The sequence below is a fragment of the Xylophilus sp. GW821-FHT01B05 genome (assembly GCA_038961845.1).
In the GTDB taxonomy this organism is placed as follows: domain Bacteria; phylum Pseudomonadota; class Gammaproteobacteria; order Burkholderiales; family Burkholderiaceae_C; genus Xylophilus.
The window spans coordinates 4,645,505-4,670,791 of sequence record CP152408.1 but is presented as its reverse complement, the minus strand read 5'-3'; the positions used below and the strand labels follow the sequence as shown (position 1 = coordinate 4,670,791).

Here is a 25,287-nt window from a genome sequence, read left to right as displayed (position 1 = left end):
ACCGCAGTGCGCAGCACGAAGGTGCTCCAATGAGCAACCCGCTCGAGCGCATCCGGCGCGACGTGCAGTCCATGCATGCCTATGCCGTGCAGGATGCCACCGGCCTGCTCAAGCTCGACGCCATGGAGAACCCGCACGGCCTGCCGCCCGCGTTGCAGGCCGCGCTGGGCGCGCGCCTGGGTGCGCTGGCGCTCAACCGCTACCCGGGCCCGCGCATAGACGAGCTGCGCCGCGCCCTGGCCGCGCATGCCGGCCTGCCCGAAGGCCAGGCGCTGATGCTGGGCAATGGCTCGGACGAGCTGATCTCGCTGCTGGCCATGGCCTGCGACGTACCTGCCGACCAAACCCCCGACGGCCTGCCACCGGCCATCCTGGCGCCGCTGCCGGGCTTTGTGATGTACGCCATGAGCGCGGCGCTGCAAGGCCTGCGCTTTGTCGGCGTGCCACTCACGGCGAACTTTGAGCTGGACGCCGACGCCATGTGCGCCGCCATCGCCCAGCACCGCCCGGCCATCACCTACCTGGCCTATCCCAACAACCCGACCGCCGGGTTGTGGGACGCCGGCGCCATGGCGCGCGTGATCGCTGCCGCAGGTGAAGTGGGTGGCCTGGTGGTGATCGACGAGGCCTACCAGCCTTTCGCCAGCCGCAGCTGGCTGGACGAGATCCGCCGCGCACCGCAGGCGCACGGCCACGTGCTGCTGATCCGCACGCTCAGCAAGTTTGGCCTGGCTGGTGTGCGCATTGGCTACCTGATGGGCCCGGCCGCGCTGGTGGCCGAGATCGACAAGGTGCGTCCGCCCTACAACATCAGTGTGCTCAATGCCGAGTGCGCGCTGTTCGCGCTGGAGCACGCCGAGGTGTTCGCCGCCCAGGCCGCAGACATCTGCGCCGAGCGCGCCGCGCTGTCGGCCGCGCTGGCCCGCCTGCCCGGCGTGACCGTGTGGCCCAGCGACGCCAACATGCTGCTTGTGCGCCTGCCCGGCGGCGACGCTGGCGCGCTGCGCGCTTTCGAAGGCCTGCGGGCGGCCGGGATTCTTGTCAAGAACGTTTCTAAAATGCACACACTGCTGGCCGGGTGTCTGCGCCTGACCGTCGGTACCGCCGCCGAGAATGCGCAAATGCTCGCGGCCCTGCAGCACGTCCTTGCGGCCCCCCAGCCCACCCACGCCCCGACCCGATGAGCACACCAATCCCTGCCGACTCCACCGACCGCATCGCCGAGGTCTCGCGCAATACCGCCGAGACCAAGATCACCGTGCGCGTCAACCTCGACGGCACCGGCCATGCCAAGCTGGCCACGGGCATCGGCTTCTTCGACCACATGCTCGACCAGATCGCGCGCCACGGCCTGATCGATCTGGACGTGCGCGCCGATGGCGACCTGTACATCGACGGCCACCACACGGTCGAAGACGTCGGCATCACGCTCGGCCAGGCCTTTGCCAAGGCGGTCGGTGACAAGAAGGGCATCCGCCGCTACGGCCACGCCTATGTGCCGCTGGACGAGGCGCTGTCGCGCGTGGTGATCGATTTCTCCGGCCGCCCCGGGCTGCATATGCACGTGCCCTTCACCAGCGGCATGGTCGGCGCCTTCGACACCCAGCTCACCTTTGAATTCTTCCAGGGCTTTGCCAACCACGCGGGCGTGACGCTGCACATCGACAACCTCAAGGGCGTCAACGCGCACCACCAGGCCGAGACCGTGTTCAAGGCCTTTGCCCGCGCACTGCGCGCAGCGCTGGAGCGCGACCCGCGCGCGCCCGGCGTGATCCCATCCACCAAGGGTTCGCTGTGAACTGCTTTTTGCATGAAATATGCCTTAAGCCCATGACTGGCGCCGGGTTGTAGCTATGAATAACGGAGCAAAAACAGTCGCCGTGGTCGACTACGGCATGGGCAATCTGCGTTCGGTATCGCAAGCCGTGCAGGCCGCCGTGGTCGGTACGGATTGGCAGGTGGTGGTCACGGCCGAGCCTGATGAGGTGCGGGCCGCCGATCGCATCGTGCTGCCAGGCCAGGGCGCCATGCCCGACTGCATGCGCGAACTGGTCGACTCCGGCCTGCAGGCCTCGGTACTGGAAGCGGCGGCGCAAAAACCGCTGTTCGGTGTCTGCGTGGGCATGCAGATGCTGCTCGACGCCAGCGACGAAGGCCCGACCAACGGCCTGGGCCTGTTCCCCGGCCGCGTCGTCAAGTTCGATCTGGCGGGCCGCCTGCAGCCTGACGGCAGCCGCTTCAAGGTGCCGCAGATGGGCTGGAACGAGGTGTTCCAGACCGCCCACGACGGCGCGGTGCACCCGATCTGGGCCGGCGTGCCGGACGGCGCGTACTTCTACTTCGTGCATAGTTTCTACGTCCGTCCGTCGGATGCCCGCCACAGCGCGGGGGAAGCCGACTATGGTGCTCGCTTTACCGCAGCCGTGGCACGCGATAACATTTTTGCGACCCAGTTCCATCCGGAAAAAAGCGCCAGCCACGGATTGGCGCTGTACCGCAACTTTCTCCACTGGAATCCCTGAAAGCCGTGGCCGGCCACCGGCCTGACTCTCTGTTTTTCGTCTTCTCAGCACCATGCTTCTTATTCCCGCCATCGACCTGAAAGACGGTCACTGCGTCCGCCTGAAACAAGGGGACATGGATCAATCCACCACCTTCGGCGAAGACCCGGCGGCCATGGCCCGCAAGTGGGTCGAAGCCGGCGCGCGCCGCCTGCACCTGGTGGACCTGAACGGCGCCTTTGCCGGCAAGCCGCAGAACTACGCGGCCATCAAGTCCATCCTGGCAGCGGTGGGCGCCGACATCCCGGTGCAGTTGGGCGGCGGCATCCGCGACCTCGACACCATCGAGAAGTACATCGACGGCGGCCTGCGCTACGTCATCATCGGCACTGCTGCGGTGAAGAACCCGGGCTTTTTGAAAGACGCCTGCAGCGCCTTCGGCGGCCACATCATCGTCGGCCTGGATGCCAAGGACGGCAAGGTCGCCACCGACGGCTGGAGCAAGCTCACCGGCCACGAAGTGGTCGACCTGGGCAAGAAGTTCGAAGACTACGGCGTCGAATCCATCATCTACACCGACATCGGCCGCGACGGCATGCTGTCGGGCATCAACGTCGAGGCCACGGTCAAGCTGGCCCAGGCATTGACCATTCCGGTGATCGCCTCGGGCGGCCTGTCCAACATGGCCGACATCGAGCAGCTCTGCGCGGTCGAGAGCGAGGGTGTCGAAGGCGTCATCTGCGGCCGCGCCATCTATTCCGGCGACCTCGATTTCGCCACGGCGCAGGCCCGTGCCGACCAACTCGCCTGAACCCAGTGCTGCCGTGGTCACGCGCCACGGCCTGCGCTGCGTGGCGCTGACGCTGCCTGGCGGTGACCAGGCGCTGGTCGCGCTGCACGGCGCACAGGTGATTTCCTGGCGCACCGCAGACGGCACCGAGCGCCTCTACCTCAGCCCGCGCAGCGTGCTGGACGGCCACACCGCGATCCGCGGCGGCATCCCGGTGTGCTTCCCGCAGTTTGCCGACCGTGGCCCGCTGCCCAAGCATGGCTTTGTGCGCAATCTGCCCTGGACGCTGCAAGACATGCGCCCGGCCGACGCGCACACCGCCCGCGCCGTGCTGCGCCTGAATGACGACGCGCAAAGCCGGGCCTGGTGGCCTTACGCTTTTGAGGCCAACCTGGCGGTGACCTTGGCGCCCGGGCGCCTGCGCGTTGACTTCGCAGTGCAGAACACCGGCGACGAGGCCTGGGCCTTCACTGCTGCGCTGCACAGCTACCTGCACACCGCCGACATCGCCCACACCCGGCTCGAAGGCCTGGCGGGCACACCGTTCTGGGACAAGGTGCGCAATGCCGACGATGTGCAGACCCGCCCGGTGCTGGCCTTCGACGGTGAGACCGACCGCGTCTACCAGGCCCGCACGCCGCTGCAGATGGTGCACCCGGCCGGCGCGCTGGCGATCACCCAGAGCGACGACTGGGACAGCACCGTGGTCTGGAACCCCGGCGCGGCGCTGGGCGCTACCTTGGCCGATATGCCGCCCCAGGGCTTTGCGCAAATGCTGTGCGTCGAGGCTGGCCGCGTGCGCTCGCCCTTCACCCTTGTTCCCGGCGCCGCCTGGACTGGCTGGCAGCAGCTGTCCGCGACCGACTGACTTTTTTCCCTGACTGTTTCCTTCATGCTCGCCAAACGCATCATTCCCTGCCTCGACGTTACCGGCGGCCGTGTCGTCAAGGGCGTCAACTTCCAGGCGCTGCGCGATGCCGGCGACCCGGTGGAAATCGCCGCCCGCTACAACCAGCAGGGCGCCGATGAGCTGACCTTCCTCGACATCACCGCCACCAGCGATGGGCGCGACCTGATCCTGCCCATCATCGAAGCCGTGGCCTCGCAGGTCTTCATCCCGCTCACCGTTGGCGGCGGCGTGCGCACGGTCGAAGACGTGCGCCGGCTGCTCAACGCCGGAGCTGACAAGACCAGCTTCAATTCCGCGGCCATCGCCAACCCGCAGGTGATCGAAGATGCCTCGGCCAAGTACGGCGCGCAGTGCATCGTCGTCGCCATCGACGCCAAGCGCCGCAGTGCCGAGGACGAAGCCACGCGCGGTGCGGGCTGGGACGTCTACAGCCACGGCGGGCGCCGCAACACCGGCCTGGATGTGGTGCAGTGGGCGGTCGAGATGGTGCGCCGCGGCGCCGGCGAGATCCTGCTGACCAGCATGGACCGCGACGGCACCAAGAGCGGCTTTGACCTGGCGCTGACGCGCGCCGTGAGCGACGCGGTGCCGGTGCCGGTGATCGCCTCGGGCGGCGTCGGCAACCTGGAGCACCTGGCCGACGGCATACAGCAGGGCGGCGCCGACGCGGTGCTGGCCGCCAGCATCTTCCACTACGGCGAGTACACCGTGGGCCAGGCCAAGGCCTGCATGGCGGAGCGCGGAATCCCGGTTCGGCTCTGAATGGGTTTTGTACTATAAAAAGTATAGCTATAAGCCGGCGAGCAGCAAGGGCTAGAGGCCTAAAGGGCTTGTAATTTTCGGTGTGGCGGGCTGAATCATGCGCCAGCGCGCAAGACCCGCCCGGCGCGCGCCTTCAGCTGAGCGATAGCCCGGCCGCCGCCTGCTGCAGCAATGCACGGGTCTCGACCAGATCGGGGCCGATATGGCGGTCGATGCGGCGAATGAACGGGCAGGTCAGCACCGCCAACGCATGCCCCGGGGGCCCCAGGATCGGCAGCGAGATGTCGGTCACGCCGAACGCCTGCTGGCTGTCGCCTTGCCAGTAGCCCAGGCTGCGGACGCGCACCAATATCTCCTCCAGATCAGCTTCCGGCAGCGGCACCTCGCCATCGAGTGCATGGTGCTCCGCCCGCATCGCGGCGCGGCGTTGTTCCGACTGGAAGGCCAGCAGCACATGGCCCGAGCCGGTATCCACCAGGCTGACCCGCACGCCGACGCGGGTCGACAGCCCCCAGTTGCCGGGTGCGCTGACCTGCGCCACCACGATGACATTGCCCCGGTCGTAGATGCCCAGGTGGCACGACTGCTCGGCTGCCTTGGCAAACGCATCCATCGCGGGCAGGGCGCGTGTCACCAGCCGCTCCATCGGCGGATGCTGGTGGCCCAGCACGAAGAGCTTCAGGCTCAGCGCATAGCGGTCGCCCTCTGGCGACCGGGTCACGTAGTCCCGGCCCACCAGCCGCTCCAGCATCCGGTAGATCTCGCTCGGGCTGCGGCCCATCGCCTTGACGATCTCGGCGCGGGTCAGGCCGTGCGGTTGCGCCGCCAGGAGTTCCAGGATGTCGAGCCCCTTGTCGAGGGCGGGTGCGCGGTATCGGTCGGTCTGTTCGGGCATGGCGTGGGTGGTGTGCGGACGGTATGAACCCGGCCGATACGGCGAACCATACCGTAATGCATATGTCGGAATGCAGAAACGGAAATCAGGGTACGACCGTATGGCTGGGCATCCTCCAAAACGATAAATTAATTCTCTAATGAATAGTATGTTCATATTTGAATAGAAAAACCATGAGACTGCAGAGCAAGACCATCCTCATCACGGCCGCAGCGCAGGGCATCGGCAAGGCCAGCGCGTTGGCCTGCGCCCAGGAAGGCGCCCGGGTGATCGCCACCGACATCGATGCCGGATTGCTGCAGGCGCTGGCCCAGGAAGCGCCCGGCATCGAGACCCGGCTGCTGGACGTGCGTGACGGTGCTGCCGTCGCAGCCCTGGCGGCTGCGCTGCCTGCGCTCGACGGCCTGTTCAACTGCGCCGGCTTCGTGCACGACGGCACGGTGCTCGATTGCGACGAGGCCGCCTGGGATTTCAGCTTTGACCTGAACGTCAAGGGCGCCTACCGGCTGACCCGCGCTTTCCTGCCCGGCATGCTGGAGAAGATGGCGCAGGGCGGCGGCAGCGGCTCCATCGTCAACATGGCGTCGATGGCGTCTTCCATCAAAGGCTTCCCGCGGCGCTTCGCCTACGGTGCCACCAAGGCGGCAGTGATCGGCATGACCAAGGCCGTCGCGGCCGACTACGCCCGGGTGGGGCTGCGCTGCAATGCGCTGTGCCCCGGCACGGTGGATACGCCCTCGCTGCGCCAGCGCATTGCCTCTGCCGCCGACCCGGTGCAGGCCGAGAAGGACTTCATCGCCCGCCAGCCGATGGGGCGCCTGGCGACGGTGCACGACATCGCGCCGCAGGTCGTCTTCCTGTTGAGCGACGAGTCGCGTTTTGTCACCGGCCAGGCGATCCTGGTCGATGGCGGCGTCACCATCTAAGCGCCCCAGAGTCTTCCGACACCATGATGCGCATCGACTCGCACCAGCATTTCTGGTGCCCTTCGCGGGGCGACTACGCCTGGTTGCGCGCGGACGTTGCGGCGCTGGCGCCACTGGTCCGCGACTTTTTGCCCGAACACCTCGCGCCTTTGCTCGCGGCAAACGGCATCAAGCAGACGGTGCTGATCCAGGCGGCCGACTCCGTTGCCGAGACCGAATTCTTGCTCGCACTGGCAGAGCGCCATGACTTCATCGGCGGCGTCGTCGGTTGGGTCGACCTGAGCCGGGCCGACGCGGCACAGACGCTCGAAGGCTGGGCGCGCCATCCGAAGTTCAAGGGCGTGCGCCCGATGCTGCAGGACCTGCCCGATGCCGACTGGATCGCGCAGGCGCCGCATCCCGATGCGGTACGCGCCCTGATACGGCTGGGCCTGCGCCTTGATGCACTGGTCCAGCCCGCGCACCTGCCGGCGCTGCTGCGCTTCATGCAAGCCTGGCCCGCGTTGCCGGTCGTGATCGACCACGCCGCCAAGCCCGAACTGCGGTCGGGGTGGGATGCGGACTGGGCTACGCAGTGGCGCCAGCAGATGACTGAGCTCGCCGCATTTCCGCAGCTGATGTGCAAGCTGTCGGGGCTGCTGACCGAGGCGCTGCCTGCTTCCGGCAAGGCGACGATTGCGGCCCTGCGCCCGGTGTGGGATGCGCTGCTTGAATGGTTCGGCCCGGCGCGCTTGATGTGGGGCAGCGACTGGCCGGTGCTGACGCTCGCCGGCAGCTACGACGGCTGGCGGGCAACCAGTGAAGCGCTGATCGGCGAACTCGCTGCGCACGAGCAAGCCCTGGTGTGGCACGGCAGCGCGCAGCGTTTCTACGGCCTGCCATGAGCGAGCGCGCCATGTCCCCGATCGTCTCGATTCGCAAGCTCTCCAAGGCGTTTGCCGGGGTGCGTGCCTTGCACAAGGCCCAGTTCGACCTCTTCGCCGGCGAGGTGCATGCGCTGATGGGCGAGAACGGCGCCGGCAAATCCACGCTGATGAAGGTGCTGGCAGGCATCTACCCGTGCGACGAAGGCGAGATCGCGATCGACGGCACGCCGGTGACCATCGCCGGGCCGCGCGCCGCGCAGCAACTGGGCGTCGGCATCGTGCACCAGGAACTCAACCTGATGAACCACCTGAGCGTGGCGCAGAACATCTTCATCGGGCGCGAGCCGCGCCGCCACCTGGGCCTGCTCCTGGATGAAGACGCGCTCAATGCTCAGGCACAGCGCATCTTCGAGCGGATGAACCTGCGGCTGGACCCGCGCACGCTGGTGAGCGAGCTGACGGTCGCCAAGCAGCAGATGGTCGAGATCGCCAAGGCGCTCTCGTTCCAATCGAAGATCCTGATCATGGACGAGCCGACGGCGGCGCTCAACAACGAAGAGGTGGCCGACCTGTTCCGGATCATCCGGCAACTGAAGGCCGAGGGCGTCGGCATCGTCTACATCTCGCACAAGATGGACGAGTTGAAGCAGATCGCCGACCGGGTGACGGTGATGCGCGACGGCCAGTACGTTGCCACCGCGCCAATGGCCACCACCAGCGTCGACACGATCATCGGGATGATGGTTGGCCGCCAACTGGAAGCGGTCGACGCGCAGACCTATGACAGCGCCCGCAATCCGGTGGTGCTGGAGGTGCGCGGGCTCAACCGCGGCACCGCCATCAAGGATGTGAGCTTCTCGCTGCGCAAAGGCGAAATCCTGGGCTTCGCGGGCCTGATGGGCGCGGGGCGTACCGAGGTGGCGCGTGCCGTCTTCGGGGCCGACCCCGTCGATTCGGGCGAGATCCGGGTGCATGGCCAGAAGGTATCGATCCGGTCGCCCAAGCAGGCCGTCGCCCACGGCATTGGCTACCTTTCGGAAGACCGCAAGCACTTCGGCCTGGCGACCGGGCTCGATGTCGAAACCAACATCGCGATGTCCTCGCTCGACAAGTTCCGCTCGGCGGGCGGCTTCGTCGACCAGGCCGCGATCCGCACGACCGCGCAGCGCTACGTGCAACAACTGAGCATCAAGACGCCATCGGTCGAGCAACAGGTGCGGCTGCTCTCGGGCGGCAACCAGCAGAAGATCGTGATCGCCAAATGGCTGCTGCGCGACTGCGACATCCTTTTCTTCGACGAGCCCACCCGCGGCATCGACGTGGGCGCCAAGGCCGAGATCTACAAGCTGCTGCAGTCGCTGGCCGCACAAGGCAAGGCGATCGTGGTGATCTCGTCGGAGCTGCCCGAAATTCTGCGCCTGAGCCACCGCATCGCCGTGATGTGCGAGGGCCGGCTGACCGGCGAGCTGGCCGCCGGCGAAGCATCCCAGGAAGCCATCATGCAATTGGCCACACAGCGTGACGCCATGCACAGGAACTGACCACCATGAATGAGACAAGCTCTTTGCGCACATCGGCACCCGATCTGCCGCCAGCCGGAAGCGGTGCGGCGCACAGCCTGAAAGGCCGGTTTCTCCGGCCCGCGACACGGCAGAAGCTGCTGGCCTTCGGCAGCCTGCTGGCGCTGATCGTGTTCTTCGGTTTTGCATCCGACAGCTTTCTGCAATCCGACAACCTGGTGAGCATCCTGCAGGCCACCTCGGTCAACGGCGTGCTTGCCATCGCCTGCACCTTCGTCATCATCACCTCGGGCATCGACCTGTCGGTCGGCACGCTGATGACCTTCTGCGCGGTCATGGCGGGCGTGTTCCTGACCTACCTCGGGCTGCCGCTGCCGATCGGCATCGCAGCGGCCATCTTCTTCGGTGCGCTGAGCGGCCTCGTGTCGGGCCTGCTGATTGCCAAGCTGAAGATCCCGCCCTTCATCGCGACGCTGGGGATGATGATGTTGCTGAAGGGGCTGGCGCTGGTCATCTCCGGCACCAAGCCGATCTACTTCAACGACACGCCGGGCTTCACCGCGATTGCGCAGGATTCGCTGATCGGGTACCTGGTGCCTTCGCTGCCGATCCCCAATGGCGTGCTGATCCTGTTCCTGGTGGCCATCGCCGCCAGCATCGTGCTGAACAAGACGGTGCTGGGCCGCTATGCCTTCGCACTGGGCAGCAACGAAGAGGCGGTGCGGCTCTCAGGCGTGAACGTCGATTTCTGGAAGATCGTCGTGTATGCCGTCAGCGGCGGCATCTGCGGCATCGCCGGGCTGCTGATCGCCTCGCGCCTCAACTCTGCGCAGCCGGCCCTCGGCCAGGGCTACGAGCTGGATGCGATCGCCGCGGTCGTCATCGGCGGCACATCGCTTGCCGGCGGCGCCGGCACGATCCTGGGCACCATCGTCGGCGCTTTCATCATGAGCGTGCTGACCAACGGCCTGCGGATCATGTCGGTCGCGCAGGAGTGGCAGACGGTGGTGACCGGCGTGATCATCATCCTCGCCGTCTATGCGGACATCCTGCGCCGCCGCAAGCGCTGAGCCACACCGCACCACACCGCGTTTCTTCGCACCACAACAACCAAGGACACAAACCATGATCAAGAAACACATGCTGGGTATCGCCATCGGATTGAGCGCTGCGCTCGGCCTTGGCGCGCCGGCCTTCGCGCAGCAGGAGATCTACGTCCCGCTGATATCCAAGGGCTTCCAGCACCAGTTCTGGCAGGCGGTGAAGCAGGGCGCCGAGCAGGCCGGCAAGGACTTCAACGCGAAGGTCACGTTTGAAGGCCCCGAGTCCGAGGCCATGATCGACAAGCAGATCGACATGCTGTCGTCGGCCCTCGCCAAGCGTCCGCAGGCGATCGGTTTCGCGGCGCTCGACAGCCAGGCCGCGATCCCGCTGCTGAAGAAGGCGCAGGCCGCCAAGATTCCGGTAGTGGCTTTCGACTCGGGCGTGGACAGCGACATCCCGGTGACGACCGCGACCACCGACAACAAGGCTGCCGCCGGGCTCGCGGCCGACAAGCTGGCCGAGCTGATCGGCAAGGCCGGCGAGGTGGCGGTAGTCGCCCATGACCAGACCAGCCGCACCGGCGTGGACCGCCGCGACGGCTTCGTCGAGCGGATCAAGTCCACCTACCCGAACATCAAGGTGGTCAGCATCCAGTACGGCGGCGGCGACCAGCTCAAGTCGACCGAGATCACCAAGTCGATCCTGCAGGCGCATCCCAACCTGAAGGGCATCTTCGGCACCAACGAAGGTTCGGCCGTCGGCGTGGCCAACGGCGTGAAGGAGATGAAACGCAAGCTTGTGATCGTCGGCTACGACTCGGGCAAGCAGCAGAAGGACGCGATCCGCGACGGCCTGATCGCCGGCTCGATCACGCAGAACCCGGTGGGCATCGGCTACAAGACGGTCGAGGCCGCGATCAAGGCACTCAAGGGCGAGAAGTTGCCCAAGGTGATCGACACCGGCTTCTACTGGTACGACAAATCCAACATCGACGATCCGAAGATCACTGCCGTCCTCTACGACTGATGGCCGGCTGATCCGACGCATTCGACGCATCTCAAACGAAAAGGAACATCAGGTGAAATTGCTCCGCTACGGCCCCACGGGCCAGGAAAAACCGGGCTTGCTCGACCCGCAGGGCCGGGTTCGCGATCTGTCAGACACCGTGCCCGACATTGCAGGTGAAGTGCTCACGCCCGCCGGCCTGGCCGAGATCGCGGCGCTGGATATCGACGCGCTGCCGCTGGTGCCCGGCGTGCCGCAGCAGGATTTCCGCATCGGGCCCTGCGTCGGCCGGGTCGGCAAGTTCATCTGCATCGGCCTCAACTACGCTGACCATGCGGCCGAATCGAACATGCCGATTCCGCGCGAACCGGTGGTGTTCTCGAAATGGACCAGCGCCATCGTCGGCCCCGACGACGATGTCGAGATCCCGCGCGGCAGCAGCCGCACCGATTGGGAGGTCGAGCTGGGCGTGGTCATCGGCAAGGGCGGCCGCTACATCAGCGAGGCCGATGCGCTGAAGCACGTGGCCGGCTACTGCGTCGTCAACGACGTGTCCGAGCGCGAGGTGCAGCTGGAGCGCGGCGGCGGCCAGTGGGACAAGGGCAAGGGCTGCGACACCTTCGGCCCGATCGGCCCCTGGCTGGTGACGGCCGACGAGGTGCCCGATCCGCAGAACCTCGACCTCTGGCTGGAGGTGGACGGCAAACGCTTCCAGAACGGCAACACCCGCACGATGGTGTTCACCGTGGCCCAGTTGGTCAGCCACCTGAGCCAGTTCATGAGCCTGCAACCGGGCGACGTGATCTCGACCGGCACACCGCCCGGCGTCGGCCTGGGCCAGAAGCCGCCGGTGTACCTGACGGCCGGGCAGACGATGCGCCTGGGCATCGGCGGGCTGGGCGAGCAGCGGCAACGCACCGTCCAGGCCTGAGCGCCTTTCCGAGCCACCTGTTCTCTCCCCTATGACCACCATTCGATCCCTGCGCGTGCTGGACGTGCGCTTCCCCACTTCGGCGCACCTGGACGGCTCCGACGCGATGAACCCCGACCCGGACTATTCGGCGGCCTATGTCGTGCTGGAAACCGACCAGCCGGGCCTGGAAGGGCACGGCCTGACCTTCACCATTGGCCGTGGCAACGAGATTTGCTGCGCGGCGATCCGTGCGATGGAGCATCTGGTGGTGGGCCTCGACCTGGCCTGGATCGCGGAGGACATGGGCCGCTTCTGGCGCCATGTCACCTCCGACAGCCAGTTGCGCTGGATCGGGCCCGACAAGGGCGCGATCCACCTGGCGACCGGTGCGGTGGTCAATGCGGCATGGGACCTGTGGGCCAAGTCGGCGGGCAAGCCGGTGTGGCGGCTCGTTGCCGACATGGAGCCCGAGGCGCTGGTGCGGCTGATCGACTTCCGCTACATCACCGACTGCATCACGCCCGAGGAGGCGCTGGCCTTGCTGAAGGAGCGCGCCGTGGGCAAGGCAGAGCGCATGGCCGACCTGCTGGCCAACGGCTATCCCTGCTACACCACCTCGGCCGGCTGGCTCGGCTACGACGATGCCAAGCTGCGCCGCCTGGCGCAAGAGGCGGTGGATGCGGGCTTTACCCACATCAAGCTCAAGGTGGGCCGGGACCTGCAGGACGATATCCGCCGGGTGCGGATCGCCCGCGAGGTGCTGGGCCCCGATCTCCATCTGATGATCGACGCCAATCAGGTGTGGGAGGTCGACCAGGCGATCGACTGGCTGCAGCAACTGGCCTTTGCCAAGCCCTGGTTCATCGAGGAGCCGACCAGCCCCGACGACATCGAGGGCCACCGCCGCATCCGCGAAGCGGTGAAGGGCTCGATGCAGGTGGCCACCGGCGAGATGTGCCAGAACCGGATCGTGTTCAAGCAACTGATCATGCGTGGCGCGATCGACGTGGTGCAGATCGACGCCTGCCGCCTGGGCGGCGTCAACGAAGTGCTGGCGGTGATGCTCATGGCCGCCAAGTACGGCCTGAAGGTCTGCCCGCATGCCGGCGGCGTGGGTCTGTGCGAATACGTGCAGCACCTGTCGATGATCGACTACCTCTGCATCGCCGGCACCAAGGAGGGCCGGGTGATCGAGTTCGTCGACCACCTGCATGAGCACTTCATCGACCCGTGCGTGATCCGCGATGCGGCCTACATGCCGCCGCAGCGGCCGGGCTATTCGATTGAAATGAAGCCGGACTCGCTGGCGGCGCACACGTTCCGCGGCTGACAAGGAGCGCACAAGCCATGGACCTCCATCTCCGCGACAAGGTCGTCGTCGTCACCGGCGGCGGCGCCGGCATCGGCGGCGCGATCAGCCTGCAACTGGCCCGCGAAGGCGCGGTGCCGGTCATCTTCGGCCGCAGTGCGTTGCGGCCCGGTTTCGCTGACCAGTTGCGGGACCTGTGCCCGCGCTTCGGCTTTTTCCAACTCGAACTGGCAGACGAAGCGGCCTGCACCGATGCGGTGGCGCGCACGGTGGCCGGGTTCGGCGGCATCGACGCGCTGGTCAACAACGCGGGCGCCAATGACGGCGTGGGGCTGGAGGCCGGCCGCGCCGCCTTCATGCAGTCGCTTGAAGCCAACCTGGTCCATTGCTATGTCATGGCCCACCTGTGCGTGGAGCAGATCAAGGCCCGGCGCGGCGCCATCGTCAACATCTCGTCGAAGACCGCGCTCACCGGCCAGGGTGGCACCAGCGGCTACGTGGCAGCCAAGGCGGCGCAACTGGGCCTGACCCGCGAGTGGGCCGCGGCCCTGGCGCCGTATGGCGTGCGGGTCAACGCGGTGCTGCCGGCCGAGGTCATGACGCCGCTCTACCAGGCATGGCTGCAGACCCGGCCCGATCCGGTGGCCGCGCTGGCCGACATCACCGCCCGCATACCGCTGGGGCAGCGCATGACGAGCGATGCGGAGATCGCCGACCTGGTGGTGTTCCTGCTGTCCGACCGGTCGTCGCACACCACCGGCCAGTGGCTGCATCCCGATGGCGGCTATGTGCATCTGGACCGGGCCCTGCCCACCACCGCCTGAGCGGGAGCACCCGATGCGCCACTGCCTGATGCTCGACCTGCACGACGATCCCGCGCTGATCGCCGAATACGAACAGCTACACCAGGCCATCTGGCCCGAGGTGGCGGCGCATATCCGCTCGCACGGTGTGACCGGCATGGCGATCTACCGCCTGGGCACCCGCCTGTGCATGGTGATGGACACAGACGACGCGGTCTTCGATGCCGAACGCATGGCCCATGCCGCAGCCACTGATTCGCGGCTGATCGCCTGGGAGCAGGCGATGTGGCGCTTCCAGGTGCCGACGCCCTGGACACCCGCCGGCACCAAGTGGGCCGCCGCCCCTCCGATCTTCGATCTGGCCCTGCAGCCCTGAGCCCGCTGCACCCCTAGCCCCCTTGCGCAGAACCGGATCCGCGTTCGGCTTTCCAGCCGACGGAGGCGCAGCTTTGCCCGGAAAACATATGTCTAACAACAGGAGACCGAGACCATGAAACGCGTGCTGAACACTCTCTTCCTTGCCACTACTGCTGTCGCCGGCAGTGCCGCCCTTGCGCCGTCGGCGTGGGCGCAGTCCAACGTCACGATCTATGGCCGCGTTGTCGGCGGTGCCGAGTACGTCGACAAGATCCGCGACCCCGTAACAGGCCAGACCGGATCGCTCACCCGCGCAGCCGACAACCAGTGGGGCACCAGCATGCTGGGCTTCAAGGGGTGGGAGGACCTGGGCGGTGGCTTGAAGGCCAACTTCCTGCTGGAGAGCGGCTTTAGCCTGAAGAGCGGCAACACCAACGGCACCGCGTTCTTCAACCGCCGCTCCTACGTCGGCCTCTCCAGCCCCACCTGGGGCAGCTTTCGCCTGGGCAAGAACCTCTTGATCAGCAACGACGTCTGGGACCTCGACCCCACCGGCCAGCAGTTCATTGGCAGCGCGACCCTGGTGCGGGGCCGCAGCTGGCAAGGGGCGAACAACGTGATCGAGTACTCGACGCCCGACCTGGCCGGTTTCGGCGCCACCGTCCAGATCGGCCTGGGCGAGCAGGTCGGCAGCACCAAGCCGCTCAGCACCGCCGGCGTATCCCTCAGCTACATCAACCAGAACCTGGAGCTGCGCGGCATCTATTCGCAGCGGCGGGATGCGAACGGTGTCTACACCGACCCCTACACCTTCTCAAAGGAAAGCATCGTCGGCGGCACCTACCGCTTCGGCCCGGCCAAGGTGTTCGCTGCCTACGACTACATCACTGCCGGCAACGCAGCCGTGACCAGCGCCTCGAAAGTCAAGCACGGCTGGGTGGGGGTGCGCTACGACGTCAACGGCGCGCTGCAGCTGATCGGGGCTGCTTACCGGGTCACGACCGACCGGGTGGACGGCTCGGCGACGCTGCTGATGGTGGGGGCCGACTACTACCTGTCGAAGCGCACCTTCCTGTACGCGTCGCTCGGCGGCGTGAGCAACTCGGGCAGCGGCAACTTCGCGGCCGATGCGACGGTGAATGGCCCGGGGGCGGGTGCGTCGCAGAAGGCGATCTATGCGGGGATGGGGCATAGCTTCTGATTGGCGGCAGCTCTGGATAGCTGCAATTGCTATGATATTGATAGCTAAAAGCCGAGTGGTAGAGCCGGCTGTGGCTATTAATTGAAAAGTGGCGACTGCCGCCCGGTGGCAGCTTAGGCCCGCAGCATGCTCGACATCGCCGACAGGCAGTTGAGCATGCGCACCGCAGCCTCCACCGTTGGCGCATCGAACGCCAATTCCACCCCGCCGGTGCGCTCCAGCGTCGGCCACTGGCAGAAAAGATCGGCCAGTGCCGGTGTCTGGGTCCGCAGCCGTACCGCGACCGGCGCGCCGGCCGTGAGCCGTGCCAGCGCCACCCGCTGCGTCAGGCCGCTGACCACGCCGGCACGGATCGCTGCACAGGCGGCGGTGGGCGACAGCGAGATGCCGCTGTTCTGCCCGGTCGCGCGCTTGGTCTGCACGAAGTGCGCCTGCGGGAACTGCGGCCGCGTTTCAGCGATGAACGCATCGTCGCCGCTGGCCATGACCACCGGCACCCCGTAGCTGGCCGCCAGCGCGCCGTACAGGCCCGCCTCGCCGACCTCCTGCCCGTCGAGCCAGATGCCTGCGAAGGCGAAGCTGTTGATCGTGTGCGCCAGGATGCCGGGGGCCTGGGCCCGGGCGTGGTAGCCGACCATGCAGACCGCGTCCATGCCGTGCTCAACGCCCGACACCATGCTGAGATAGCGCGGCTTGCCCTGCACCGCCTGCGCGCGCGGGTCCAGCAGATCGGGCAACAGGTTGCGGAAGCCGCCGTGCGAATCGTTGACCCAGACCTCGGCCGCGCCGGCGTCGAAGGCGCCGGCGATGGCCGCATTGGCCTCGTTGGTCATCAGGCGGCGCGCGCGTTCGTACTCGGGGTTGCCGGCACGCACCTGCTCGGGGTGGTAGACGCCGGCGACACCTTCAATGTCGGTGGAGATCAGGACTTTCATGCGGGGTATGTCAGGCAAGGGATGGAAAGGCGCTGGGTGCCAGCAACTCAGACAGCGCTGGTCGATGGTGTCCGTCGCGGCCGGTGACGGCGCGGGCGCGCCAGAGCGCATGGACGATGGCCTGCTCGGTGCTGTCGGCCACGGCCTGGAACAGTTCGTCGAGCAGCGCGTCGTGCAGCATGGCCACGGCCGGCATTGGGCGGTCTATGCCTTGCGGCACGGTATAGGCGGTGGAGAAGGCCAGTGCGATGTCACCGCTGCCGTGGCCAAAGACCGATCCGGTGCGCGCCAGGCCGGCGCCTGCGCGCAGGGCCAGGCGGCGCAGTTGGCGCGCGTCCAGCGGCGCGTCGGTGGCTATCAGCAAAATGATCGAGCCCTTCTCGGGTTCAGGCGCTGCCGGCGCGCTGCCGCCCGCGAGCCGGGTCGCCAACTGCGCGCCCACTGCCGCGCCGGCCAGCACCAGTTGCGGCAGGCGGCCGTAGTTGGCCAATACCAGGGCGCCCACGGTGTGTGCGCCGCCGATGCGTGCCGGCACGCGGCGCGAGGCGCTGCCAATGCCGCCCTTGAGCTGGAAGCTCGACATGCCGCGCCCGGCGCCCACCGAGCCTTCTTGCACCACCGGGCCGCAGGCCTGCAGCGCCTGCAGGTAGTGGGCCTCGGTCACCGCCAGCCGCTGGATGTCGTTGAGAAAGCCGTCGTTGCACTCAAAGACCAGCGGATTGACGGTAGGCAACTGGCGCCCGGTGCCGGGGTTGTCGGCAATGCACTGGCGCACCTGCGCCGTGGCCACGGTGCCGACCGAGAAGGTGTTGGTCAGCGCGATCGGCGTCTCCAGCACACCCAGCTCCTCGACCTGCACCAGGCCAACGCTCTTGCCAAAGCCGTTGAGCACTACGGCCGCGGCCGGCACCCGGTCGCGAAACAGGTCGCCGGCATGCGGACGCAGCACGGTGACGCCGGTTTGCACACCGCCATCGTCCAGCGTGCAGTGGCCCACAGTCACGCCCGCCACATCGGTGATGGCATTGCGGGCGCCGGCAGACAGGTTGCCGATGTGCGGCAGCGCGGGGGAGCGGAGCGCGGTTTGCATCGGTGTTTTAGAGACGATCCATCTTGGGATCGAGCGCGTCGCGCAGCGCATCGCCCAGCAGGTTGAAGGCCAGCACCGTGAAGAAGATCGCCAGGCTGGGGAACAGCGCCACGTGGGGCGAGGTCACCATGTCGGCGCGCGCCTCATTGAGCATGGCGCCCCATTCCGGCGTAGGCGGCTGCGCGCCCATGCCCAGGAAGGACAGGCTGGCCGCCGTGATGATGGAGGTGCCCACGCGCATCGAAAAATACACCACGATGGACGAGATGGTGCCCGGCAGGATGTGGCGCACGATGATGGTCCAGTCCGACGCGCCAATGCTGCGCTCGGCCTCGATGTAGGTCTGCTGCTTGAGCACCAGCGTGTTGCCGCGCACCAGGCGCGCAAACGCCGGCACGCTGAACACCGACACGGCGACCACCACGTTGGTCATGCTGCTGCCCAGGATCGCGACCACGCCCAGCGCCAGCAAAATGCCGGGGAAGGCAAACAGCACGTCGGAGATGCGCATCACGATGCGGTCCCACCAGCCTTCGTAGTAGCCCGCCAGCAGGCCCAGCGCGGTACCGATGAAGCCGCCGATCAGCACCGACAGAAAGCCGGCCGTCAGCGAGATGCGCGCGCCCATCAGGATGCGGCTGAAGATGTCGCGGCCCAGCGGGTCCACGCCAAACCAGTGCGTCCAGGTCGGGCCGCTGTTGAGCATGTCGTAGTCGAAGAAGTTCTCTGCGTCGAAGGGCACGATCCAGGGCGCGAAGACGGCCACCAGCACCAACAGCAGCACAAAGGCGCCAGCCACCAGGCCGACAGGCTGCTTCTTGAAGCGGCGCCAGCATTCGCTCCACGGTGTGCGGACTTTGCCGGCAGCCGATGCTGCGGGCGCAGTGGTGACAGAGGCGGCGGGGTTCGGAGAAGTCACGGCGGCCTCGTTCACTTGTAGCGGATGGTGGGGTTGATGTAGCCATACAGCACATCCACTACCAGGTTGATCAGGATGAATTCCAGCGAGAACAGCAGCACCAGCGTCTGGATCACCGGGTAGTCGCGCATCTGTACTGCGTCCACCAGTAGCCGGCCCAAGCCCGGCCAGTTGAACACCGCCTCGACCACGATCGAGCCGCCCAGCAGAAAGCCGAACTGCAGGCCCATCATGGTCACCACCGGGATCAGCGCGTTGCGCAAGCAGTGCTTGGCGATGACGACGCGCTCGGACAGGCCCTTGGCCCGCGCGGTGCGCACGAAGTCCTCCTGGATCACCTCGACGAAGGACGCACGGGTGAAGCGCGCCATCACCGAGGCCACCGCCGCGCCCAAGGTGAGCGAGGGCAGGATGTAGTGCTGCCAGGTGCTGGCGCCCACCGTGGGCAGCCAGCCAAGCTGTACGGAGAAGATCTGCATCAGCAGCATGCCCAGCGCAAATGCGGGAAACGAAATACCCGACACCGCCAGCGTCATGCCCAGTCGGTCGGGCCAGCGGTTGCGCCACACGGCCGAGACAATGCCAATCGTCATGCCAAACACCACCGCCCAGACCATGCTGGTGATGGTCAGCATCACGGTCGGGAAGAGCCGCTCGCCGATCTCGGTGGACACCGGGCGCCGGCTGCGGATCGAGGTGCCGAAATCACCCTGCAGCATGTGCCCGAAGAAAGAGAAGAACTGCTGGTGCAGCGGCCGGTCCAGGCCCAGCTCGCTGCGCACCATGGCCACGGTCTGCTCGTCGGCCTCCTGGCCCGCAGCAAGGCGTGCCGGGTCGCCGGGCAGCATGTGGACGAACATGAACACCAGCACCGCCACGATGAGCAGCGTCGGGATCAAGCCCATCAGTCGTTTGAGAAAGTAATTCAGCATGGGGTGCAAAGGGCGACGGCGCGGGGCTGTCACCCGATGAGATGGCTCAAGTTGTGCTCAAAAAAAGCAGTTCGTGCATGCCAACCCGTTCATGCTGAGCTTGTCGAAGCACTGCGCGAGACTTCGACAGGCTCAGCCCGAACGGCTCTTGGTCCGTTTCTTAATTGGAGACCGAGATGGAGTCGGCGTTGATGTTGCCGTCAGGCATCACATACACGCCCGACAAGCGCTTGCCGTGGGCCGACAGGTTCAGGTCGGTGACCATCGGGATGCGCGGCAGGTCCTTGCGGATTTGCTCCTGCGCGGTCTTGTAGAGCGTGGCGCGCTCGTTGTCGTCCACCGTCACCAGGGCCTTGGCGATGCTGCTGTCCACCACGTCGTTTTTGTAGAAGGACATGTTGTTGAGCTTGGGCGCCCAGGCTTCCGAGGCAAACAGCGGGCGCAGCGCCCAGTCGGCCTCACCGGTCGAAGACGACCAGCGGGTGTAGTACATGCGCACCTTGGCGGTGGCCGGGTCGGGCCAGGAATCCACCCATTCGGCACGTTGGCCCACTTCCAGCGCCTGCACCTGTAGCTTGATGCCAATCTGGGCGAGCTGTTGCTGCACGAACTGGATGGTCTTTTGAGCAGAGGTCGTGTTGTAGGCGCTCCAAAGCGTCGATTCGAAGCCGTTGGGGTAGCCAGCCTCCGTGAGCAGCTGTTTCGCCTTCTTCACGTCGTAGGGGATGGGCTCCATCTTCTCGGCAAACTGGATGCCCTGCGGTACCACGCCCACGGATGGGAAGGCATAGCCGCCAAAGGCGACCTTGGCGAGCGCATCCTTGTTGATGGCATAGCCAATGGCTTCGCGCACCTTGGCGTTGTCATACGGCTTCTGCAGCATGTTGAATGCCAGGAAGTTGACGATGATCGAGGGCGTTGCCACCACGTCGAGCTTGGCGTTCTTCTTCAGCAGCTCGGCCTGCTCAAAAGGCACGGGGTAGGCAAAATCGGCCTCGCCGGTCTGCAGCATGGCGGCGCGGGTGTTGTTCTCCAGCACCGGCTTCCAGGTCACGGAATCGACCTTGGGGTAGCCCTTCTTCCAGTAGCCGTCGAACTTCTTGCCCTTGATGGATTCGGTCTGCTTCCACTCGACAAACTCGAACGGGCCGGTACCCACCGGGTGGAAGGCGATGTCCTTGTTGCCCCACTTCTTCAGCGCGGTCGGCGAGATCATTGCGGCCGAGGCATGGGCCAGCGAGTTGATGAAGGGGCCAAAGGGCTCCTTCAGCGTGATGCGCACGGTACCGGGGTTGACGGCCTCGACCTTGCTCACGCGGTTGAACTGGTTGTAGCGCAGCAGCTTGTTGTTCTGGTCCAGCACTCGCTCCAGCACGAACTTGACCGCCTCGGCGTTGAAGTCGGTGCCGTCATGGAACTTCACGCCCGTACGCAGCTTGATGGTGTAGACCAGGCCATCCTTCGACACCTCGTAGCCCGAGGCCAGCACCGGCTGCGCCTTCAGGTCCTTGTCGAACTGGAACAGGCCTTCGTAGAAGGTCTTGGTGACCGCGGTGGTCAGCGTGGTGTTGGTGTTGTAGGGGTCCAGCGTCTCGGGCTGGCCGCCGATGGCCAGCACCACGTCCTGTGCGGCCAGCACATTGACCGAAGCAGCAAGCGCTGCAAGACCCAGCAGGGCCGATGCCCATCGCAGGCGGGGGAGGGATTGCGTCATGGTGAAGACTCCTGTGGGGAGGGGTGGGGAGGAACGGGATGAAAACGTCAGACCATGCCGGCGACCGCATGGCGCGCCACGAAATGGTCGGGGCCGACCTGTACCAGCGGCGCGACCAGGGGCTCGTCGCCAATCGCGCGGATCGGGCTTGGGATCTCGCCTTCCAGCAGCGCGCGCGGCTTGTGCCGGCGCGACGGGTCGGCCACCGGCACGGCGGCCATCAGCTTGCGGGTGTAGGCGTGCTGCGGGTTCTCGAACACGGCGCGGCGCGGGCCGATCTCGACGATCTGGCCCAGGTACATCACCGCTACGCGGTGGCTCACGCGCTCGACCACGGCCATGTCGTGCGAGATGAAAAGAAAGGCCACGCCCAGCTCGCGCTGCAGATCCAGCATGAGGTTGACGATCTGCGCCTGGATCGACACGTCCAGCGCCGACACCGACTCATCCGCCACCACCACCTTGGGGTTGAGCGCCAGTGCACGCGCAATGGCGATGCGCTGGCGCTGCCCGCCCGAGAACTCGTGCGGGTAGCGCTGCGCCACGTCGCGCGGCAGGCCGACCTTCTCCAGCAGCCAGTCCACCCGCTGCTGCGCCTCGGCGCCCTTGGCGATGCGGTGGATCAGCAGCGGCTCCATGATCGAGAAGCCCACGGTGACGCGCGGATCGAGCGAGGCAAACGGGTCCTGGAAGATGAACTGGATGTCGCGGCGCAGGCTTTGCAGCTCGCGCGTGGGCAGCTCGCGGATATTGCGGCCGCCGAATTCGATGGCGCCAGATTGGCTCTCGACCAGGCGCAGCAGCGAGCGCCCGGTGGTCGACTTGCCGCAGCCGGATTCGCCCACCAGCGCCAGCGTCTCGCCTGGGTACAGGTCAAAGCTGATCTTCTCCACCGCATGCACGCGGCGCTGCACCCGGCCCAGCAGGCCGCTGCGCACGTCAAAACGCGTGACCAGGTCGCGCACGCGCAGGATCGGGGCGCTGCCGGCGCGCACGGTGTCTTGCTGCACCGGTGCCTCGGGCGCCGGCACGGCCCCGGTGGCGCCAGCGGCCTCGGTGCGCAGCAACGCGAACTTGGCCGGCAGGTCGGTGCCCTGCATGGCGCCCAGGCGCGGCACGGCCGACAGCAGGGCGCGGGTATAGGGGTGCTGCGGCGCGGCAAAGACGGTGTCGGCACTGCCTTCTTCCACCTTGTCGCCGCGGTACATCACCAGCACGCGGTCGGCCACTTCGGCCACCACGCCCATGTCGTGGGTGATGAAGACCACGCCCATCTGCATCTCGGTCTGCAGCTCGCGGATTAGTTGCAGGATTTGCGCCTGGATCGTCACGTCCAGCGCGGTGGTGGGCTCGTCGGCAATCAGTAGTTGCGGCTTGCATGACAGCGCCATGGCAATCATCACGCGCTGGCGCATGCCGCCCGAGAGCTGGTGCGGGAAGCGGTCGAGCACGTTGCGCGCCTCGGGGATGCGCACCAGCTCCAGCATGCGCAGCGCCTCGGCGCGCGCCGCAGAGGACGACTTGCCCTGGTGCACGCGGATCGCCTCGGCGATCTGGTCGCCCGCGGTGAACACCGGGTTGAGCGAGGTCATCGGCTCCTGGAAGATCATGGCGATGTCGGCGCCGCGGATGCTGCGCATGGTCGCGTTGCGCGCCGGCACCAGGTCCAGCACCTCGCCGTTGCGGCGCCGCAAGGCCATGCTGCCGCCCACGATGCGCCCGCCGCCATGTTCCACCAGCCGCATCAGCGCCAGCGAAGTCACCGATTTGCCAGAGCCCGATTCACCCACCACGGCCAGCGTCTCGCCGCGGTCTACATGGAAGGACAGGCGCTTGACCGCGTCCACGGTGCGCTCGGAACTGCTGAAGCGCACCGTCAGGTCATTGACCGAGAGGACACGGCCATCCGGCAGGTTCAGCGGGAAGGAGGGAGAGGCTGGCATGGCGGCTCGATCGAAGCGTTCAGGGAAAAGGAGGGCGGCCATCAGCCGAAGATGGCGGTCTGCGGGGCTTCCCCCGCACGGGCAAAGCCGCGGTACATGCCTTCGGTATTGAAGGGCAGGGCGAGGTTGCCGTGGCGGTCTACCGCGATCAGGCCGCCGCGCCCGCCAATGGCCGGCAGGGCTTCATGCACCACGGCATGCGTGGCCGCCTGCAGCGAGGCGTCGCCATAGGCCATGCGCGCGCAGACGTCGTAGGCGGCCGCGACGCGGATGAACATCTCGCCGCTGCCGGTGCAGGACACGGCGGCGCTGCGGTCGTCGGCATAGGTGCCGGCGCCGATCAGTGGCGAGTCGCCGATGCGGCCCACGCGCTTGGCGGTCATGCCGCCGGTGGAGGTGGCCGCTGCCAGGTGCCCGCGCGCATCCAGCGCGACGGCGCCCACGGTGCCGAATTTGCGGTCTTCATCCAGCGGCGCGCGGGCCGGGGCGGCAAGCGCGGCGCCGTCATGGTCCAGCACCGCGCCCGACTGCGTGGCCAGTGCGCGCTCCAGTTGGGCCAGGCGCGCAGCGGTCGAGAAATAAGACGGATCGACCAGCGCCAGCCCGCGCTCGGCGGCAAAGGCCTCGGCACCGGCGCCGGCCAGCAGCACGTGCTCGCCGTGCTCCAGCACCGCCCGCGCGGCATGCACCGGGTGGCGAATGCGGGCCACGGCGGCTACGGCACCGGCGCGCAGGCCGCGGCCTTCCATCACGGCGGCATCCAGCTCATGGGTTTGCGCGCGGGTAAAGACTGCGCCGTGGCCGGCGTTGAAGAAGGGGCAGTCCTCCAGCAGCTCGACCGCCAGCGTGACCGCATCCAGTGCGCTGCCGCCGGCCGCCAGCAATTGCTGGGCGGCCTGCAGGATCTGCCGCAGGGCTGCGTGGTAGGCCGCCTCTTGCGTGGCATCCATGGCGGCGCGGGTCAGGGTGCCGGCACCGCCGTGGATGGCGATGACGGGGAGGGCGGTGGTACTCATGGTGTCTTGCGCGGGCTAAGGCCGCCACGCAGCGCCCCGGCTGTGGGGGCAGCGTCGTCGTGCAGCCAGGGCAGCACCGCCTCGGTCAGGCGCGCGGCCGATTGCAGGGATTTGGCGGCGCGGTGCGCCACGGCGCTGGACAGCGCCTCGATCAGCGCCAGCGCGCTGGACTCTGAATTGGCCGCGTACTGGTTGTCGGTAAACGCATACAGGCAAATGCCGGCCAGCGGCGCCAGCGGCGACGCTGGGCCGTCGGTCACGGCCAGCACCGGCACCCCGCGGCGGCTGGCTTCGCGCGCCAGGTAGACGGTATCGGTGATGTAGCGCGGGAAAGAGATGGCCACCATCAGGTCTTGCGGCGTCATGCGCGGCAGCAGCCGCCCGCCGTAGGACGAGCCGGCAATCCCGGCCAGCAACTGCACGTTGTCGCAATAGGGGTCTATGCCGCGCTGCAGCAGGCCGCCCAGCCAGCCGCTGGCGCCAAACCCGGCGATATAGATGCGGCGCGCACCCAGCACCGCCTCGACCGCACGCTCGCAGGAGGCAATGTCCAGCGCATTGCGCGTGGCCTCAATGTTGCGGCGCGACTCGTCCAGCGTGGCGGCAAACACCTCGGCCACGGTAGAGGGGGCCGCCAGGCGGCTGCGCAGCTTCTCGACCGGCGCCAGCATGGCGCCGAAGCCGCGCACCAGCTCGGCGCGCAACTGGGCATAGCCCTCCAGCCCCACCGCACGGGCGAAGCGGTTGGCCGTGGCAATGGACACCTCGACCGTCGCCGCCAGCTCATCCACCGGCACCGTGGCCACCTGCAGCGGATGCGCCAGCACGTAGTCGGCGATCTTCTGGTGCGAGCGCGTCAGCGTGGGCCGGGCCCGGATGATGCGCTGGGCAATCGACAGGGTTTCTTCGCCTGCAGGAGGGGGAGGGAGGGGCACG

General features: G+C 67.1%; 25 protein-coding genes. 16 read left to right on the top strand and 9 right to left on the bottom strand.

Going from position 1 to position 25,287, the window contains the following annotated elements; translation table 11 throughout:
* Positions 1–29 precede the first annotated feature (29 nt).
* The 6 genes from AAFF27_21825 to hisF are packed head-to-tail and all read left to right on the top strand — an operon-like array spanning position 30 to position 4,963.
* The gene (locus AAFF27_21825; GenBank protein ID XAH22616.1) at positions 30–1,184 is read left to right on the top strand and encodes an aminotransferase class I/II-fold pyridoxal phosphate-dependent enzyme; all 1,155 of its coding nucleotides are present in this window, start codon (positions 30–32) and stop codon (positions 1,182–1,184) included.
* Entirely contained in the window at positions 1,181–1,798 is a 618-nt protein-coding gene (gene hisB, locus AAFF27_21820) for an imidazoleglycerol-phosphate dehydratase HisB (protein XAH22615.1), read from the top strand. The genes AAFF27_21825 and hisB overlap by 4 nt, the downstream gene beginning before the upstream one ends.
* A 55-nt stretch (positions 1,799–1,853) precedes the next feature.
* The gene (gene hisH, locus AAFF27_21815) at positions 1,854–2,522 is read left to right on the top strand and encodes an imidazole glycerol phosphate synthase subunit HisH (GenBank protein ID XAH22614.1); all 669 of its coding nucleotides are present in this window, start codon (positions 1,854–1,856) and stop codon (positions 2,520–2,522) included.
* 52 nt (positions 2,523–2,574) lie between these two features.
* Positions 2,575–3,312 carry a 1-(5-phosphoribosyl)-5-[(5-phosphoribosylamino)methylideneamino]imidazole-4-carboxamide isomerase gene (gene hisA, locus AAFF27_21810; protein ID XAH22613.1) on the top strand — a complete coding sequence of 246 codons (738 nt, stop codon included), beginning with the start codon at positions 2,575–2,577 and terminating at the stop codon, positions 3,310–3,312.
* Positions 3,293–4,159, top strand: coding sequence for a D-hexose-6-phosphate mutarotase (locus tag AAFF27_21805; protein XAH22612.1), 867 nt, complete (start codon positions 3,293–3,295; stop codon positions 4,157–4,159). The genes hisA and AAFF27_21805 overlap by 20 nt, the downstream gene beginning before the upstream one ends.
* 24 nt (positions 4,160–4,183) lie before the next feature.
* Complete coding sequence (hisF, locus tag AAFF27_21800; protein ID XAH22611.1) at positions 4,184–4,963, top strand: imidazole glycerol phosphate synthase subunit HisF; 780 nt, start codon at positions 4,184–4,186, stop codon at positions 4,961–4,963.
* Positions 4,964–5,096: 133 nt separating this feature from the next.
* Here hisF and AAFF27_21795 read toward each other — a convergent pair whose 3' ends face one another.
* On the bottom strand, positions 5,097–5,858 hold the full coding sequence (locus AAFF27_21795; GenBank protein ID XAH22610.1) for an IclR family transcriptional regulator: 762 nt from the start codon (positions 5,856–5,858) through the stop codon (positions 5,097–5,099).
* Between the two features lie 173 nt (positions 5,859–6,031).
* Between AAFF27_21795 and AAFF27_21790 the strand changes: the two genes are divergently transcribed.
* The 10 genes from AAFF27_21790 to AAFF27_21745 all read left to right on the top strand — a co-directional run bounded on the left by AAFF27_21790 (position 6,032) and on the right by AAFF27_21745 (position 15,802).
* On the top strand, positions 6,032–6,784 hold the full coding sequence (locus tag AAFF27_21790; GenBank protein ID XAH22609.1) for an SDR family oxidoreductase: 753 nt from the start codon (positions 6,032–6,034) through the stop codon (positions 6,782–6,784).
* Positions 6,785–6,807: 23 nt separating this feature from the next.
* Positions 6,808–7,668, top strand: a complete 861-nt coding sequence (locus tag AAFF27_21785; GenBank protein XAH22608.1) for an amidohydrolase family protein — start codon at positions 6,808–6,810, stop codon at positions 7,666–7,668.
* Positions 7,669–7,679: 11 nt separating this feature from the next.
* Entirely contained in the window at positions 7,680–9,191 is a 1,512-nt protein-coding gene (locus AAFF27_21780; protein ID XAH22607.1) for a sugar ABC transporter ATP-binding protein, read from the top strand.
* Positions 9,192–9,196: 5 nt separating this feature from the next.
* Complete coding sequence (locus AAFF27_21775; protein ID XAH22606.1) at positions 9,197–10,240, top strand: ABC transporter permease; 1,044 nt, start codon at positions 9,197–9,199, stop codon at positions 10,238–10,240.
* A gap of 55 nt (positions 10,241–10,295) precedes the next feature.
* Entirely contained in the window at positions 10,296–11,240 is a 945-nt protein-coding gene (locus AAFF27_21770) for an ABC transporter substrate-binding protein (protein ID XAH22605.1), read from the top strand.
* Between the two features lie 52 nt (positions 11,241–11,292).
* Positions 11,293–12,150 (top strand): ureidoglycolate lyase, encoded by an 858-nt coding sequence (locus AAFF27_21765; protein ID XAH22604.1) that lies wholly within the window; start codon positions 11,293–11,295, stop codon positions 12,148–12,150.
* A 31-nt stretch (positions 12,151–12,181) separates the two neighbouring features.
* Entirely contained in the window at positions 12,182–13,462 is a 1,281-nt protein-coding gene (locus tag AAFF27_21760; GenBank protein XAH22603.1) for an L-fuconate dehydratase, read from the top strand.
* A 17-nt stretch (positions 13,463–13,479) separates the two neighbouring features.
* On the top strand, positions 13,480–14,265 hold the full coding sequence (locus AAFF27_21755) for an SDR family oxidoreductase (protein ID XAH22602.1): 786 nt from the start codon (positions 13,480–13,482) through the stop codon (positions 14,263–14,265).
* A 13-nt stretch (positions 14,266–14,278) separates the two neighbouring features.
* Positions 14,279–14,620, top strand: coding sequence for an L-rhamnose mutarotase (locus AAFF27_21750; GenBank protein ID XAH22601.1), 342 nt, complete (start codon positions 14,279–14,281; stop codon positions 14,618–14,620).
* 114 nt (positions 14,621–14,734) lie between these two features.
* Positions 14,735–15,802, top strand: a complete 1,068-nt coding sequence (locus AAFF27_21745; GenBank protein XAH22600.1) for a porin — start codon at positions 14,735–14,737, stop codon at positions 15,800–15,802.
* A 113-nt stretch (positions 15,803–15,915) separates the two neighbouring features.
* On the opposite strand, the gene AAFF27_21740 is transcribed toward AAFF27_21745, so the two are convergent.
* From AAFF27_21740 to AAFF27_21705, 8 genes are all read right to left on the bottom strand, one after another.
* A complete protein-coding gene (locus AAFF27_21740) occupies positions 15,916–16,737 on the bottom strand; it encodes a M55 family metallopeptidase (protein XAH22599.1) in 822 nt (273 codons plus the stop codon).
* Between the two features lie 10 nt (positions 16,738–16,747).
* Entirely contained in the window at positions 16,748–17,827 is a 1,080-nt protein-coding gene (locus AAFF27_21735) for a P1 family peptidase (GenBank protein ID XAH22598.1), read from the bottom strand.
* A gap of 7 nt (positions 17,828–17,834) precedes the next feature.
* Positions 17,835–18,746, bottom strand: a complete 912-nt coding sequence (gene gsiD / locus AAFF27_21730; protein XAH22597.1) for a glutathione ABC transporter permease GsiD — start codon at positions 18,744–18,746, stop codon at positions 17,835–17,837.
* Positions 18,747–18,757: 11 nt separating this feature from the next.
* Positions 18,758–19,678, bottom strand: a complete 921-nt coding sequence (gene gsiC / locus AAFF27_21725; protein ID XAH22596.1) for a glutathione ABC transporter permease GsiC — start codon at positions 19,676–19,678, stop codon at positions 18,758–18,760.
* Between the two features lie 160 nt (positions 19,679–19,838).
* Entirely contained in the window at positions 19,839–21,392 is a 1,554-nt protein-coding gene (gsiB, locus tag AAFF27_21720; protein XAH22595.1) for a glutathione ABC transporter substrate-binding protein GsiB, read from the bottom strand.
* 47 nt (positions 21,393–21,439) lie between these two features.
* The gene (locus AAFF27_21715) at positions 21,440–23,335 is read right to left on the bottom strand and encodes a dipeptide ABC transporter ATP-binding protein (protein XAH22594.1); all 1,896 of its coding nucleotides are present in this window, start codon (positions 23,333–23,335) and stop codon (positions 21,440–21,442) included.
* A gap of 41 nt (positions 23,336–23,376) precedes the next feature.
* Positions 23,377–24,351: an isoaspartyl peptidase/L-asparaginase gene (locus AAFF27_21710; protein ID XAH22593.1), complete on the bottom strand. Its 975-nt coding sequence runs from the start codon at positions 24,349–24,351 to the stop codon at positions 23,377–23,379.
* Positions 24,348–25,286, bottom strand: coding sequence for a MurR/RpiR family transcriptional regulator (locus AAFF27_21705; protein XAH22592.1), 939 nt, complete (start codon positions 25,284–25,286; stop codon positions 24,348–24,350). Before AAFF27_21705 ends, AAFF27_21710 begins: the two co-directional genes overlap by 4 nt.
* Position 25,287: the final 1 nt, after the last annotated feature.

Bases quoted from the DNA above. Each gene is read 5' to 3' on its own strand.
- hisA (XAH22613.1), top strand. From the start codon at position 2,575: ATGCTTCTTATTCCCGCCATCGACCTGAAAGACGGTCACTGCGTCCGC.
- AAFF27_21790 (XAH22609.1), top strand. From the start codon at position 6,032: ATGAGACTGCAGAGCAAGACCATCCTCATCACGGCCGCAGCGCAGGGC.
- AAFF27_21825 (XAH22616.1), top strand. From the start codon at position 30: ATGAGCAACCCGCTCGAGCGCATCCGGCGCGACGTGCAGTCCATGCAT.
- AAFF27_21740 (XAH22599.1), bottom strand. From the start codon at position 16,737: ATGAAAGTCCTGATCTCCACCGACATTGAAGGTGTCGCCGGCGTCTAC.
- AAFF27_21715 (XAH22594.1), bottom strand. From the start codon at position 23,335: ATGCCAGCCTCTCCCTCCTTCCCGCTGAACCTGCCGGATGGCCGTGTC.
- AAFF27_21750 (XAH22601.1), top strand. From the start codon at position 14,279: ATGCGCCACTGCCTGATGCTCGACCTGCACGACGATCCCGCGCTGATC.
- gsiB (XAH22595.1), bottom strand. From the start codon at position 21,392: ATGACGCAATCCCTCCCCCGCCTGCGATGGGCATCGGCCCTGCTGGGT.
- AAFF27_21760 (XAH22603.1), top strand. From the start codon at position 12,182: ATGACCACCATTCGATCCCTGCGCGTGCTGGACGTGCGCTTCCCCACT.
- AAFF27_21735 (XAH22598.1), bottom strand. From the start codon at position 17,827: ATGCAAACCGCGCTCCGCTCCCCCGCGCTGCCGCACATCGGCAACCTG.
- hisF (XAH22611.1), top strand. From the start codon at position 4,184: ATGCTCGCCAAACGCATCATTCCCTGCCTCGACGTTACCGGCGGCCGT.
- AAFF27_21775 (XAH22606.1), top strand. From the start codon at position 9,197: ATGAATGAGACAAGCTCTTTGCGCACATCGGCACCCGATCTGCCGCCA.
- AAFF27_21755 (XAH22602.1), top strand. From the start codon at position 13,480: ATGGACCTCCATCTCCGCGACAAGGTCGTCGTCGTCACCGGCGGCGGC.
- AAFF27_21785 (XAH22608.1), top strand. From the start codon at position 6,808: ATGATGCGCATCGACTCGCACCAGCATTTCTGGTGCCCTTCGCGGGGC.
- AAFF27_21780 (XAH22607.1), top strand. From the start codon at position 7,680: ATGTCCCCGATCGTCTCGATTCGCAAGCTCTCCAAGGCGTTTGCCGGG.
- AAFF27_21745 (XAH22600.1), top strand. From the start codon at position 14,735: ATGAAACGCGTGCTGAACACTCTCTTCCTTGCCACTACTGCTGTCGCC.
- gsiC (XAH22596.1), bottom strand. From the start codon at position 19,678: ATGCTGAATTACTTTCTCAAACGACTGATGGGCTTGATCCCGACGCTG.
- AAFF27_21795 (XAH22610.1), bottom strand. From the start codon at position 5,858: ATGCCCGAACAGACCGACCGATACCGCGCACCCGCCCTCGACAAGGGG.
- AAFF27_21770 (XAH22605.1), top strand. From the start codon at position 10,296: ATGATCAAGAAACACATGCTGGGTATCGCCATCGGATTGAGCGCTGCG.
- hisB (XAH22615.1), top strand. From the start codon at position 1,181: ATGAGCACACCAATCCCTGCCGACTCCACCGACCGCATCGCCGAGGTC.
- AAFF27_21710 (XAH22593.1), bottom strand. From the start codon at position 24,351: ATGAGTACCACCGCCCTCCCCGTCATCGCCATCCACGGCGGTGCCGGC.
- hisH (XAH22614.1), top strand. From the start codon at position 1,854: ATGAATAACGGAGCAAAAACAGTCGCCGTGGTCGACTACGGCATGGGC.